Genomic DNA, 13,851 nt, shown 5'->3' on the forward strand with positions numbered 1-13,851 from the left:
GCGTATAGCTGAGATAGCATCACAATCGGTCGATGACGTCACCGAGAATTTGTCTCCCAACTACACGATCAAGCGGATCGTTCTGATTTCCACAGTGCTCAGACATAATACAGAGCGGACACCCACGTCGTCGTTGACAGTCGCAAGTGTCTAAGTGGTCGTAAGTTCGTCTGGCGATCGCCTCGAAGTTATCGTAGATGGCTCGAGAAAATCCGATCCCACCGTCGATCCCATCGTGGACGAACCACACCGGCCCTGGAATTCGCTCGTCCCGGTGTCTGGGCGTTGAGAGTCCACCGATATCACTATTATCAATCATTAACTCAAGCGGAGCTAATTGGATGATCCCGTGCTCGGCAGCATGAATACCGCCACCGTAGGTGTACCGCTCCGGTTCGGTGAGTCCAGTGTCTGCCTCGGCGTGTTTGGTCGGTTCCAAAAGCGGTTGATCAAGTCTGCTAATCGTGGTCGAAAGATGGTCGCTGGGGAGCGACACCCACATGAGCTCGGTGTCAAGCGACAACGGTGGTGATCCAGTTGGATGCGGTCCACTTTCAATTTCGCCAGTTGAAATGTTATGAACAAGATATTGCGCGTAGTCGATATCGACGTTAGCACGACCGAACCACAACGTGTAGCCGTCGCCGAGGTCTTGAGACATCTCTGGACGGAGATTCGAAATACGCTTGTCAGACAGCGTTTGTGTGTAGCGCCCCGTTCCCCGTTCTTCGACTAGGATTCGCGGGGTCCGAGTATCGTGTTCGACCTCCACGACCTCGTACTGTTCGCCATCGTGCAAAAAGAGTGCACCCTTGTGGTAGTCGCGGTAGGCACGCTCTTTTGTGACGGGGTCGTGGTCTATCTCGCCATCGATGCAGTTGATGAGATACTGCCGTCCGCTCGTGTCGTAAATCGAGATCCGGCTTTCTGGCCGTGAATCCCCCATGTAGTGAACGCCGTTATCGAGATCGACGCCACGCTCAAGCACGCCGGCTTCTTGCCACATCGACACCATCTCCGCAAGCCGGTCCTCTTGGCCGAGTATCCCGGCATCTTCGTCAGTCAATGGTCGTTCCTTCGCGGCGACGCACAGGTGATCTGCGTAGACCTGTTCGTTCTCGATGGAGACGACCGCATCCTCGACATCGTCTTCGAAGAGATACGACGGATTGTCAAGAATATACGAATCCATCGCGTCAGCGCCGCCAACTAACACCGAAAGTGCGTCGGTTTGCCCACGCCCGGCCCGCCCGATTTGTTGCCAGAATGATTGACGGGTGCCCGGGTAGCCACTCGTGACTGTTGCGTCGATACCGCCGATATCAATACCAAGCTCGAGTGCGTTCGTTGAGGCGACCGCGTCGACAACGCCATCTTGGAGTTGGGCTTCGATCCCTCTCCGAGTGCGCTTTCCAAGCCCCCCGTGGTAGGCTTTTGTATCGACATGGTAATTTCGGGGATGATCCCTGGCGGCACCACCGATCTTTTGAGCAGCAATTTCTGTCCCTTGGCGAGCTGAACAGAACTGGAGCGTCTGCCGTTCGTTGATAGCAAGATGAGCAGTGACCTTTGCGGCTTCTTCTCCCGTAGAGATACGGAACTCTTCGAGTCCACCCTCTGAAGGATCCATATTATATGCCTCGGCTTCACGAAGCGCCTTGTCATCTATCGGCGGCTTCCACAGGACGATGTCACGCTTTCCGTGAGGTGATCCATCCTCGTCGATAACGGTGAACTCCTCACTTGTGAGTCGTGTGGCGTGTTCGGCAGGGTTTCCAATAGTCGCCGTTGTTAAGACGAATTGTGGGTCAGCATTGTAGTATTTTAATAGCCGGCGCAGTCGGCGAAGGATCCAAGCCACGTGAGTACCCATACTACCGGAGTACTGGTGTGCTTCGTCAACGACAATGAGCTCCAAATTATTGTAGAACCGCGACCACCCATTGTCGGTGTTGTGCCGCGGAAGGTAAACGTTCAATCCCGCGGGATTGGTTAGGATTGTGTCAGCATTGCTCCGGATATCTCGCTTGAGATCCTGCTTCGTATCCCCATCGTAGGCCTCCGTCCGGGTATCAACATCCCACTCGGCGAGGCGATCGTTGAGTGTCCTCTCCTGATCCCGAGTTAGTGCTTTCATCGGGTAGATGCACAGTGCCGTCGAGTCTGGGTTGTCCAGTTGATTCCTGGCGATTTGGAGGGCGTAGATACGAGTCTTCCCGGAAGAGGTTGACGTCGTCACTACGATATTTTCATCGTTGGCAAGTGACGCGAGCCCCTTCGCCTGATGCCGGTACAGATCGTTATTAAGACTATCGGCGAGCTTATCTCGGAGGACCTCCTCGGCAGGGACTGTGTCTGCATCCCGTGCCGGTACGTGTTCACTCGCAGTTACCTGCCTGGAATACTCTGGGAACGATTCTTTCAATGCCTCCTCGGAGAGGACATCGTCATGCTGTGGTGCGTTACGGCTCATGGATGTTATGAGAAGTCCGAAAGCGAACCTTGTCTACTCTGCTCGCCTGTTCGATTCCTCGGTGTCTCTGTTCCCGAGGGGCGGCGGCTAACATCCTGAAGGGATTCATAAATTGTTGCTAGCGCCCGTACATCGTCTTCGCAGTAGGCCTCGAGGCGCTCCCAATCCGGTTGATAGCCGTCTGGCTGGTCCGCGGTCTGTCGCCATGTATTGTACTCTCTTGCGGCTGTACTTCCATCGACCCCAGTCGTCGTTGACACCCATCCAAGTGCTGCAGCGACGGCCTCTAGCCGGTTGCTCCGAGCCGGGAGCGTTGCGTGTCCCTGCGTTGTAGCGTAGTACAGTGGGTCGAACTGATAGCGACTCTCCCAGTCAGCGACCCATTCCGGGGCATCTCGTTCAAGATGGTGTTTGATGATCGGGAAATCGAAATTGTAGCCGTTCCAAGCAATCACAGGTCGCCCCCTCGCGACGCCAGTCAGCCACGACATGAACGCGTCGACGTGTTCGGTTGGGTCGTCGTGTTCCCGCTGTCGAAACGAGAGATAGTGACCCTCCTCACTCCCGCCATCGAGAACCCCAACCAACCATGCGATTTCGCCGTTAAGCCCGTTGGTTTCGATATCGATGAACACCGGATCTCCGTTCGGAAGCGCCCCACCGTCTCGCTGGATAACCTCACCGGTCGCGATAGCCGTCGCTGATGTATGCACTGCTGTCGCTGTCTTCTCACCGAACCCGCGAATCTTGGCGAGTTCCTTCGGCGTCGTCCCCGCAATCGCGTCACGGGAATTGAATCCATGCTCTCGAAGCCGCTCGGCTTTCGTCGGCCCAATTCCCTCGAGTCCCTGAAGCCCGAAGTTCGTCGGGTCGTGCGTCTCGATCCTGATAGCCCCGTTTGAGTAGACCGATAGCTCGATGAGTGGGCGTTCGTTCTCGTCGATAGCAGCGCCGACAGAACTGGTTGGCGGACCAGCACCATGAATCAGATAGGTGTCTGTCGCTACCTCGTACCGCGTCTGGTATTCTGCTCGTAGCCCAGTTGAGACGTGTGTGACTATCGACTCGTCGACCCAGCTACCTGGCAGGGAGTCGAGATACCTATCGATGCCCTCAAGCCTGGTTTCGCGGTGATGGGGGTCGATAGTTAATTCTAAACAGTCGCTTACAACATAGCAGCGTTCCACTCCTGCGAGGCCCCCGTTTTTGATACTTTCTCGGGGAACGTCTGTCGGCCTCGGTGGCAAATGGTCCGGCGTAGGGACCATCGCAAAGAGAATGTTCAGATCTTCCACGATGTGATAACTAGCAGATTGACTTGGGTCGACAACTGGAACATCAGTGAGCCGAGTCACTGGTCCAAGAGCAATATGCGCTGAGTCCGGTGGCGCAGCGATGATTCAACACAGCCCTTTCACTCAAACCCGATGTGATCGACTGAGGATAAATACCACAAGTCGACATCCATACACTCACTCACTAATATATCACGTCGAATGATCTGGCAGGTCGTTAGTTATCATAGTGAGCAAATTAATACTCCATACCAATTCTACTGACCTGCTTTTTAATAACTATTTTAATGTATCAGCACCTGAGTTGTTAATGTAATGTCGTACACCTGCTCCAGTTGCGATGCACAGTTCCAGAGTGCTGCCGGCGTGACCCAACACGTTGCGCTTCATCACAACACGTGTGCTGAGTGCGATGAACAGTTCGACGAGACCGACGCGCTGCGCAACCACATCCACGAGAACCACTGAGCGGACAGTTCGGTAGGATTTCGCTCGAAATCCCCGTTTTCTCGTCAGAGCCAGTCGTCGTCAGTTGAGAACGTGGTCCCAAACAGCTAGTCTGCTGCCGTTGCAGCGTCGGTCACCGACTGAGACGTCCAGTCAGGACTCCCCTCTGAGAGCCGACGGTAGTTTCTTTAAAACAGTCCCCGCTCGTGACGTGAGGAGCCGTTCTGCGACTCGACGAGCGCCGACGATGTTCCGGGCAAAGGGACCGACGCTGGGCTCTGCGAGCGCTCCAGAAACGTACACCGCAGAACGGGTACCATCAGTCCCTCGCCACGCGAGCGTCTCATCATCGAGGACGGGAAAGCCGCCGGCCCCGCGTTCGAGTGACAACGACTCGGCGACGGATCCGACTAGTGGGTGCTCCGGGACCGGATCGAGTCCGGTCGCGAGGACGACCTGCGCATTCGCTGCCGTCGTGCCGTCGTCGAACCGCACGAGTAAGCCGTCGTCTGTGGCGTATGCAGATTTGATTTCGCCGCGCCGGATTTCGAGGTCGTCACAATCGCGAGCCTCATCCAGTCGCCGCTCGACGTACGGCGGGATCGTCGCGTCGTTGCGGGCGGCTCGAATCCGGTCGAGCCGAGCGTTCGACCCCGGCGGGAGCGTGTGGATCTCCTGTTCGATGTGTCGCCAGTTGATCCAGTACGGGTCGGCTTCGGTCAGTTCGATCTCTAGGTCGTGACGCGAAAGGAGTGTCACGTCTGTGTGTTCCGAGAGGCGGCAGGCAAGTTGCCCAGCGGTGATACCGCCCCCGACGACGAACGTCGGCCCCGAAAATTCCGCTGCGATCGTTGGGTCGAACTGGTCGTCCCAGACGTGAACGAGCGGGGCGTCGTCCGGGAGTGACGTCCCCCACGTGGGGAGCGTTCGCGAGCCACCGAGTCCGATGGCTAACACGACGTGGCGAACTTTGAGCGACCCAGCATCCGTCTGTACTTCGAGTCGGTCACCTGCCCCCGTCCTAGTAACTCCCGTCGCCCTCAACTGGAGGTGACACTCGTCGATACCACGTCGGTCAATGACGTATCGAGCGTGATCGAGAAAGAGTTCCAGCGTCGGTCGATTCGGATAGTTCTCCGTCGAGACGAGTTCGTCCTCCCGACCCGCTCCCTCGGCGAACGACTCCAGCGAGAACGGCTCTGTGCCGATGTGGTGGACGAACGTCGACCGGAGCGTTCGCATTCCACACTGACGAGCCTTCGTCTCGAACGACGCGAGTAACTGTTCGCGAGGTTCGATGAGACATATGTCTTGGTGACTGTACCCTCCCTCGGCGAGGAGATAGTTCGCCAGGCAGGTGCCGTGAATACCGCCGCCGACGATCACGTACTCGTATGGCTGACTGTCAACGTCCTTGTGTTCGTTGCGGGCACAGTCAGTAGTCACTCTCGTTCACCGCCATCGGCTTCGAGTCCCTGTTGTGTGTGTTCGATTGACTGGCCAGTACGTCTCGGCAGTGATCGGATCAACCACCGAGTATCAGCTTTCGCCACCACGAGAACCGTCGCGTAGACTGCCGCCGCAGAGAGGACGATCGATCCGCCGGCTGCGAGTCCATAGACGTACGCGATCGTCACGCCCGATAGTACGGCGAACTCGGCTGCGAGGATTGCCAGTAATATCGACTGCTTGAAACTTTGGGCGACGAATCCCGCCGTGGCAACCGGCACGACGAGCATCGCCGCAACGAGGATGACACCCATGATCTGCATCGCACTGACGACGACGAGCGCCGTGAGCACGACCATCAGGCGCTTGTAGAGCCGAACGTTGATCCGGGCGGCCCGCGCTGCGGTCGCATCGACAGTGACGTACAACAGCGGACGGTACGCGGCTGTGACGAGCGTACCGATAAGGAAACTCATCGCGACGAGTAGCCCGACATTCTCTTTTGAGACGGTCGAGAGGCTCCCAAAGAGATACGCATCGATTCCGACGGCGATCCCGCCGTCTGTCGCGGTGATGAGGACACTCCCGAGTGCGAATCCAGTCGTGAGGACGATCGCTAGTGAGGTGTCGCTGTACGCCCCCGCGTAATCGATCAGGAGTTCGACGAGCAGCGCCGTTCCGATGGCGACGATCATAGCCGTCAACAGCGGCGACAGCGACAGCGATAGCGCCGCGTTGAGAAACAGCCCGACCGCGACGCCCGCGAAGGCAGTGTGAGCGAGCGTGTCGGCGAGCATTGACATTTCGCGGTGGACAAGAAACGTCCCGACGAGCGGCCCGATTACGGCGATACAGGCCCCCGCGAGATAGGCTCGCTGCATATACGGATAGCCAAGCATCCGTACACCTAACAACTCGGACAGCAGATTCATTCCAGCTCCGTACACGTAGACGAGAAGCCATTCGAAGAGTCGCCATAGACCCTCGATCGGCGACAATCGATCTGCCGACGCCTGTAATAGGGCCGTCGCGAGGGAGTGAGAAGTCATGATTAGTGATCGTGAGTCAGCACGTGCTGATCGGTGCCGTACGCAGCTGCGAGGGCGTCCGTTGCAACGAACTCTTCCGGGTTGCCGTCGAAGTACAGTCGTCGATTGAGACAGGCGATCTCGCTGGCGTAGGTCGTGACGACGCCGATGTCGTGTTCGATCAGCAAAATAGTGAGTCCCGAGTCGTTGAGATCAGCTAACAACTCGTAGAAAGCCTCTCTGGACTCGGCGTCGACACCGACCGTCGGTTCGTCGAGCGCCAACAGATCGGCTTCGGCGGCGAGCGCACGGGCGATGAAGACGCGCTGGCGCTGGCCTCCAGAGAGTTGACCGACTCGGCGGTCTGTCAGATCTGTGATCTCGACCGCGCGGAGTGCGTTGTCGATCGCTCGACGGTCGTCGTCTGAGAACCGACCGACGAGCCGCCGCGGGTATCGCCCCATCGTAACGAGTTCACGGACGGTAACGGGCATTCGATCAGCGGCGGTCGTGGCGTTCTGTGGTACATAGCCGATCCGCTCGCCGGCGTCGAACTCGCTTGCGGGCTCGCCAAACAGCCGAACCATTCCCGTATCGGGCTTTTGAAGACCGAGCATCAGGTTCAATAATGTGCTCTTGCCGCTGCCGTTTGGTCCGACGAGTCCGAGAAACGCCCCTGGCTCGATATCGATCGACACTGATTCTATTACGGGGAGGTCCCCGTACGCGAAGCTAACGTCATCGACACTGACGACGGGGACAGTCGAGCGCTCTCGCGTTGGCTCCGAGTTCGTTGTTTCGGCAGTCATCGGTACTCCTCGAGGTTGACGAACGAATCCCCGTGCGCCGTAATCCACGTCGTCGTCCGATACGGAACGGCCACGTCCGGCGGAAATATCGTGCAGGCTGGCCTCTTCGCCGGACCGACAACCAGTGCGATCAGTCCCGACCGAGGACTTTCAGACGGACCAGGCGTTTCGGCTCCGTCCCAACTCGGACGCGTTCTTTCAGGCCCCGTGTTGTTCATGCGTTGAGAGCGGTTTCGAGTGTGTCGAGATTGATGTTCTCCATAATTTCGATGTACCCCCAGTCATTGTCGGCCCATTCACTCGTTTGCCCCGGGATTGCCGTCAGCGGCAGAATCCCGGTTGCGTCGGTTTCCTCGACGAGCTGCTCAGCTGCGGTCTGATCTTCTAGCGGGTCGGAACAGACGTGCGCGAGACCGTGTTCGTCGATTATGTCTTGGGCACGTTCGATGTCTCGGGGAGTCGGCTGGTCGTCCGGCGAAAGGTCTGTCAGCGACTCGACTCGCAGGCCGTAGCGGTCTTCGAGATACTGGAAAGCATCGTGACCAGCAACAAACAGCGTGTCCTTTGGCGCGTCATCGACTGTCGACCGGATCTCATCATTGAGTTCCTCGAGCTGGTCGCGGTAGGCGGCCGCGTTGTCGGCGTACGCATCGGCGTTTTCGCCATCCATTTCGGCGAACGTCGTCTCAAGCGTACCGACTGCTTGAGCGGCCCGTTGGGGGTCGAGCCAAAAGTGCGGATCCATCGCCCCGTGGTCGTGTTCGTCTTCACCTTCGGCCTCGTGGTCGTGTTCGGTTTCGTGTTCATCCTCGCCCTCGTGGTCGTGTCCGCCAGCCGTTTCAGTCACTTCTGGCGAGACCGACGTGCCACTCTCGTTCGACAACGTCGCGCTGAACTCCGAGGGAACGTGCTGGGCGAACAGCACGTAGTGTCCGGCTGACTCGATCTGGAGACGGTAGCTCGTCGTCCCGCTCTCGGCGAACTGGAGCGTATAGAGCGACTCGGAGGACGGCGTCAATGTCCCACCGGCTTCGACCGACGTTTGTGCGTCGTGGTCGCTCTCGTACAGCGGGTGTGCAGTCTCTTCGACGTGGTGGATACCGTGGTCGCCACCCTCCTCGGTCGTGAGGACGGCAAGGTGCATCCGTGGGTCCGGCCCCTGCTCGAACTCGTAGGTGTACGTGCCGGCGTCCAGGTGATACAGGCCAGCCCACTCCCACGGGGTCGAACTGCCATGCTCGTCTTCGTGGTCGTGTCCGCTCTCGTCGCCGTGTTCCTCACCATGGTCGTGTTCGTCTTCACCTTCGTCTTCGTGGTCGTATCCGTCCTCTTCTTCAGCCTCGTGGTCGTGTCCTCCCTCGGCTCCATGATCATGACCCCCCTCGATGAGGTCTACCTCTCCGCCAACAGAGACCATTTCCACGTCTGCTCCGTCGTCACTGAGGCTCGCAATAAGATCGCCGACCCACGGCTGAAACCCGTCGGGCCCATAAATAAACAGGTTCGACTCCAAAATATCTCCCTGGATGTCTGGACCGGGCTCCCAGCCGTGTCCGTGTTGGCCGACTGGGACGAGCGTCTCGGCAGTCGCGGTGTCGCCCGCAACGTGGGTAGCGAAGTCACCGAACACAAAAAACGATGACTGAGCTTCCGGTCCATTTCCATTTGAGTCACCGGTATCGGCGTCATTCGAGAGACAGCCAGCGAGGGAGCCGATGGTGGTGAATCCGATTCCGGTCGCGACGAGGCGTCGTCGGGTGTATCGAGGCATCTATTGTTAATAAAAGTGCTTTAGATAATAAGTGCTATGATTTAGAACTATAAAGTTAATAAGAATCCACTGGTTGGGGATTTAGTTTACTAATCAGATCTGGAATAACTAATGTGGGCCCTGGAATTGCTAATCGTTGCCACCGCAGATTCTGTATTACATAAGCCCGAGAAGCGTGGTAACAGGCATTTAGTAGCTATGCCCCTCTGATTGGATTGCGATGTGCCACTGCTTCAGCGACCTGACCGAGATGAGTGACGAAGAGCGAGCGGCAGTCCTCGAAGAGCACTCGACGGAAGAACTGCGCGCGGAATACTCCACCGAAGAACTAGAAACTCTCGGTGTCACCGCCTGAGGCCGCCTCTCGTTGATCCTACCCGGACGACCGACGCTTCCGTGTATCACTTGGACCCGGTTGCCTGCCGTTTCTCGGCATACGCGAGCGTGTAGTAGTCCCGATCGGTCACCTCACCGGGTCGTTCGTGACGAGAGTCTCTTCCGTATCCATGAAGAATCGCCGACCGAATGTCACATCGTACCCTGCCGCAGTCAGCTTCTCGTGGGTCGTCGGTGCGTCAGTCAATTTAAACAGGATCAACCGATTCGGACTGATCGGTGCTTCTCCGTCGGTCGCCTCGCGTAGCGTCAGTTCAGCGCCAGCGTCGATGTCGACCCCGAGGACCGAAGCGAACGCCGTCACACTGCTGACACCGGGAACGACTTGGATGTCGACACTGGGATGCTGCTCGCGAAGCGTCCGACGCAAGTGCCCGAACGTCGAGTAGATACAGGGATCGCCGAGCATGACGAACGCCGCGTCGGACTCTCGCGCTTTCGGCGCAACTTCTGCGGCTGCCGTCGTCCACGCCGCCTGCAGTTCTTCGGGATCAGTCGTCATCGTGAACTCGAGGTCACTCAGTTTCGATTCGGAAACGTACTCGGCTGCGACGCGCCGTGACAGTCGTCCTGGCGAGTAGACGACGTCAACCGATTCGAGTCGTCGCTTGCCGCGAACCGTGAGCAGGTCCGCCGACCCCGGTCCCAGCCCGATTCCGTAGAGTGTCATCGGTTACGTACCCTCCTCGTAGCTCTCGACGCCGTCCTGAACCACTTTCTCCGCGAGCACGGCACACGGGATGCGCATCGGCGTCGGCTCGATTCCCAAGAGATCGAGAGCGTCATCGCGGTCGAGATCACGAACCTCCGAGAGCGTCATTCCCGGGAGTTCCTCCGCAAGCAGGCTCGCGCTCGCAATGCTGATCGCACAGCCTTCTCCAGTGAACGCGACCTCTTCGATCGTCTCACCGTCCCCGGCGAGTCTGAGGTCGAACGTGAGTTCGTCGCCACAGGAGGCGTTCTCGCCAGTGTGAGAGACGGTAACCGGCGAGAGGCGGCCCCACCTTCGAGGGTTACGGTAGTGATTCAGGATTACCTCCTGATACATCTTGGACCCCTGCATTTACTCCACCTCGTGGCTAGTTGCAAGTCCGGCGAGATGCGGGGCTTCCTCAGCGATGATTTCCGCCGTGGCGAGCCCGACGGCGTTTTCACTTCCCGGGAGGACAAACACCGGTACGTCGCGGGCGATACCCGCTGTCGCACGGGTGGAGACGATGCGCGTCCGTACCTCCTCCCACGAGAGCCATCGGAACGCCTCGCCGAAGCCCGGTAGTTCGCGGTCGAAGAGCTCGCTCGCCGCGTCCGGAGTAACGTCGTCGACGGTGACTCCCGTCCCGCCTGTGGTCACGACGAGGTCGACGTCCGGGCTGTCCAGACAGTCGCTCACTGTGGTCTTGATTCGGACGTAGTCGTCTGGAATCATCCGGCGTGACGTGACGACGTGACCCGCTTCGATGAGGATACTCGCAATGGCGTCGCCACTGGGATCGGACGGCGTCTTTTCGACGCCATCTCCGCGGGACGAGGACACGGTTACGATGGCCACGCCCAGCGGGTCGATACAGTCGTGGCCGTCGGCGTCCGTCGTCCGTCGGTCCGCTGCTGGCGGGAGTTCGCGGTCATTCTGGATCACGATCGGTCACCTACCACGAGGCGTTGCTCCATCGGGGGCTGTGAGTACTCCATTGTCCCCGGGAACGGATTCTCGAACGCTCCCCAGTCGTCTTCCACCTCTGTCTCCGAAACGAGGCGGTCGTCAAGGGCGTCGGTGATACTGGGTTCGTCCATTCCAGCGCCGATGAAGACGAGTTTCACCTCGCGGTCACCCCATTGATCGTCCCAGTGGAGGTCCGACCGCGATTCGCGGTAGGACTCGCGCTGGGGCTTAGGAAGCGTGACCGCCCACCGACCGTTGACTTCGATGTGAGTTTGTGTTCCCGCTTGGCTCAGGTTGAGGGCGTAGCGATCGCGTCCGGCGACCCACAGGTGCCCTTTCGCTCTGACGACGGATTCAGGGAACGAGCGGAGCCACTCGCTGAACCGTTCGGGATGGAACGGTCGGTGGCGCTCGTAGACGAACGAGTCGACACCGAACTCCTCTGGTGGGTGACTGTGGTCGTGCGCTTGATCGTGGTCGTCGCCATGTTCGTGGCTGTGGTCGTCCGCCTCCGTCTGGCTCTCGTGGTGCTCGTCTGAATCGACGTCTGTGCCGTCTCCGTGATCGGTCGAGAGGGCCTGTTTCCACCGGGCGGAGTTACTCGCCTCGTCCCGATCGAATCGACCCGTTCCGAGAACTCGTTCCGGGTCGACAGTGCTTTCAGTCGTTTGGACGACCTCAACCCCTGGGTGCAGTGTTCGGACGACGCGTTCGACCGCTTCGCGTTCCTCGTCAGTGACGAGGTCGCACTTGTTGAGGACGAGTACGTCGCAGAACTCGACCTGTTCGGCGAGGAGGTCCGACAGTGGTCGGGCGTCGTCGTCTGTCGACTTGAGTGGGTGGCCATCGACGAACGCCTGATGGAACTGTGCGGCGTCGACCACCGTGACGGTCGTATCGAGATCGTACAGTGCCGACGAACGTGCGGGCGGGACGAACCGCTGGGCGATGGGGGCTGGATCGCTGATACCTGAAGCTTCGATAACGAGGTGATCGAACTCCTCGTCGAAGGCGAGACGCAACAACTCCTGATCCAGCTCGTCCTGTAGCCCACAGCAGATACACCCGTTCGACAGCTCCGTGACACCGCCACCCTCCATCGAGAGTTCGGAGCCGTTCTCGATGAGGTCGGCGTCGACGTTCATTTCTCCGACGTCGTTAACGAGGACAGCAATGTCGTATTGCTCGCCGGCGACGCTCAGCAGGTGGTTCAGCAGGGTCGTCTTCCCAGCTCCGAGCCCACCGCTGAGGATCGTAATCGGGGGTTGCTCGTCGATAGCCATCAGTCGTCGGCTAATGCGAGTTCACGCTGCTCGTCGGGACCGAATGGGTCCGGATACTCGTTCCAGTTCTCGTCCATTTCGGCCTCCGAGAGGACGCAGTCCTCAAGCTGCTTGACGAGCGCTTTTTGATCGAATTCACGGCCGATAAACACGAGTTCCGTCCCGCGGTCGCCCCACTGTTCATCCCAATTCTCCTTGATCTCAGGGCGGGCGGCAAAGTACCGTTCTTGTTGTGCCTTCGGGAGTGAAGCGATCCAAGTCCCCTTCGGACCAGCGCGGACCGACTGGCCCGCCTTGTCGAGACCCATTGCGATATCTTCACGGCCAGCCGACCAAAAGAACCCCTTCGCGCGGATAATACCGTCGGGAAGGTCGGCGAACAGATCAGCGATCCGTTCGGGGTGGAACGGCCAACCTGCATCGAAGACGAACGACGTGACACCGTGTTCCGCAGCCGCTGCCTCATGATCGTGGCCCTCCTGTAGTTCACGCATCCAGCCAGCCGACTGACTCGCGCGATCAAAGTCGAACCGACCGGTGTCCAGAACGTCGTCGGGATCGACCGCGCCGTGTTCGGTCCGGATGATCTTCGCCCGTGGCTGAAGCGTTTCCAACACCGCTTCGATCTCTTCGAGTTCCGCATCCGGCACGAGGTCACACTTGTTCAACAGGAGGACGTCACAGAACTCGATCTGGTCCATGAGCGCCTCCTCCGGGACGCGGTTCCCTTGGGGATCGATCGAGTCGTCGGTGAGTGCCTGACCCGAGTCGAACCCCTGCCAGAAGCTGTGTGCATCGACGACGCTAACCATCGTGTCAAGTTCGTAGACGCCCGTCGGGTCGAACTCGGCGTCCTCGAACCCGCGAGCGAACGTCTGTGCGACCGGAATCGGTTCGCTGATCCCGGACGATTCCACGAGGAGATACTCGAAGTCTCGCTCGTCGGCTAACCGCCCTACCTCGTCGAGCATGTCTCCGCGGAGCCGACAGCAGATACACCCGTTCGACATCTCGATAATCTCGTCGTCGCTCTGGGTGAGATCCGACTCGCGTTCGACGAGGTCGGCGTCGACGTTCACCTCGCCCATGTCGTTGACCAAGACGGCGGCGTTCAGTTCCCGCTCGCTACTGAGAATCTGGTTGAGTGTCGTCGTCTTTCCGGCACCCAGGCTGCCACTAAGGATCGTCACCGGGATCGGATTGTTGTTGGACTGCACATCCTTATTATGAATTTGCTTAG

Annotated in this window: 12 protein-coding genes and 1 pseudogene; 1 reads left to right on the top strand and 12 read right to left on the bottom strand. The window is 58.8% G+C overall.

Annotation, left to right across the window (positions count from 1 at the left end):
• Positions 1 to 19: 19 nt before the first annotated feature.
• Positions 20 to 2,473: a DEAD/DEAH box helicase gene (locus NMLP_RS07675; protein WP_015409546.1), complete on the bottom strand. Its 2,454-nt coding sequence runs from the start codon at positions 2,471 to 2,473 to the stop codon at positions 20 to 22.
• A gap of 5 nt (positions 2,474 to 2,478) precedes the next feature.
• Positions 2,479 to 3,768 carry a ribonuclease H-like domain-containing protein gene (locus NMLP_RS07680; RefSeq protein ID WP_231857220.1) on the bottom strand — a complete coding sequence of 430 codons (1,290 nt, stop codon included), beginning with the start codon at positions 3,766 to 3,768 and terminating at the stop codon, positions 2,479 to 2,481.
• Between the two features lie 315 nt (positions 3,769 to 4,083).
• Here NMLP_RS07680 and NMLP_RS15600 point away from each other — a divergent pair, with 315 nt between their 5' ends.
• On the top strand, positions 4,084 to 4,236 hold the full coding sequence (locus tag NMLP_RS15600; RefSeq protein ID WP_015409548.1) for a C2H2-type zinc finger protein: 153 nt from the start codon (positions 4,084 to 4,086) through the stop codon (positions 4,234 to 4,236).
• A 132-nt stretch (positions 4,237 to 4,368) separates the two neighbouring features.
• Here the strand turns inward: NMLP_RS15600 and NMLP_RS07685 are convergent, their stop codons facing one another.
• The 10 genes and pseudogenes from NMLP_RS07685 to NMLP_RS07725 form a co-directional block, all read right to left on the bottom strand.
• Positions 4,369 to 5,661: an FAD/NAD(P)-binding protein gene (locus tag NMLP_RS07685; RefSeq protein WP_015409549.1), complete on the bottom strand. Its 1,293-nt coding sequence runs from the start codon at positions 5,659 to 5,661 to the stop codon at positions 4,369 to 4,371.
• Positions 5,658 to 6,596: a metal ABC transporter permease gene (locus tag NMLP_RS07690; RefSeq protein ID WP_152024119.1), complete on the bottom strand. Its 939-nt coding sequence runs from the start codon at positions 6,594 to 6,596 to the stop codon at positions 5,658 to 5,660. Before NMLP_RS07690 ends, NMLP_RS07685 begins: the two co-directional genes overlap by 4 nt.
• Positions 6,597 to 6,715: 119 nt before the next feature.
• Complete coding sequence (locus tag NMLP_RS07695; RefSeq protein WP_015409551.1) at positions 6,716 to 7,501, bottom strand: metal ABC transporter ATP-binding protein; 786 nt, start codon at positions 7,499 to 7,501, stop codon at positions 6,716 to 6,718.
• Positions 7,498 to 7,719, bottom strand: a complete 222-nt coding sequence (locus NMLP_RS16275) for a DUF7511 domain-containing protein (RefSeq protein WP_076982707.1) — start codon at positions 7,717 to 7,719, stop codon at positions 7,498 to 7,500. Before NMLP_RS16275 ends, NMLP_RS07695 begins: the two co-directional genes overlap by 4 nt.
• Complete coding sequence (locus NMLP_RS07700) at positions 7,716 to 9,272, bottom strand: metal ABC transporter solute-binding protein, Zn/Mn family (protein ID WP_015409552.1); 1,557 nt, start codon at positions 9,270 to 9,272, stop codon at positions 7,716 to 7,718. Before NMLP_RS07700 ends, NMLP_RS16275 begins: the two co-directional genes overlap by 4 nt.
• A 425-nt stretch (positions 9,273 to 9,697) precedes the next feature.
• Positions 9,698 to 10,338 (bottom strand): annotated as a pseudogene (locus NMLP_RS07705) (cobalt-factor II C(20)-methyltransferase); the annotation flags it as partial.
• A 3-nt stretch (positions 10,339 to 10,341) separates the two neighbouring features.
• Positions 10,342 to 10,731, bottom strand: a complete 390-nt coding sequence (locus NMLP_RS07710) for an iron-sulfur cluster assembly scaffold protein (RefSeq protein WP_015409554.1) — start codon at positions 10,729 to 10,731, stop codon at positions 10,342 to 10,344.
• Entirely contained in the window at positions 10,732 to 11,304 is a 573-nt protein-coding gene (locus NMLP_RS07715; protein ID WP_015409555.1) for a MogA/MoaB family molybdenum cofactor biosynthesis protein, read from the bottom strand.
• Positions 11,301 to 12,611, bottom strand: a complete 1,311-nt coding sequence (locus tag NMLP_RS07720; RefSeq protein ID WP_015409556.1) for a CobW family GTP-binding protein — start codon at positions 12,609 to 12,611, stop codon at positions 11,301 to 11,303. The genes NMLP_RS07715 and NMLP_RS07720 overlap by 4 nt, the downstream gene beginning before the upstream one ends.
• A complete protein-coding gene (locus tag NMLP_RS07725) occupies positions 12,611 to 13,828 on the bottom strand; it encodes a GTP-binding protein (protein WP_015409557.1) in 1,218 nt (405 codons plus the stop codon). Before NMLP_RS07725 ends, NMLP_RS07720 begins: the two co-directional genes overlap by 1 nt.
• Positions 13,829 to 13,851 lie beyond the last annotated feature (23 nt).

The sequence above is a fragment of the Natronomonas moolapensis 8.8.11 genome (assembly GCF_000591055.1).
Classification (GTDB): domain Archaea; phylum Halobacteriota; class Halobacteria; order Halobacteriales; family Haloarculaceae; genus Natronomonas; species Natronomonas moolapensis.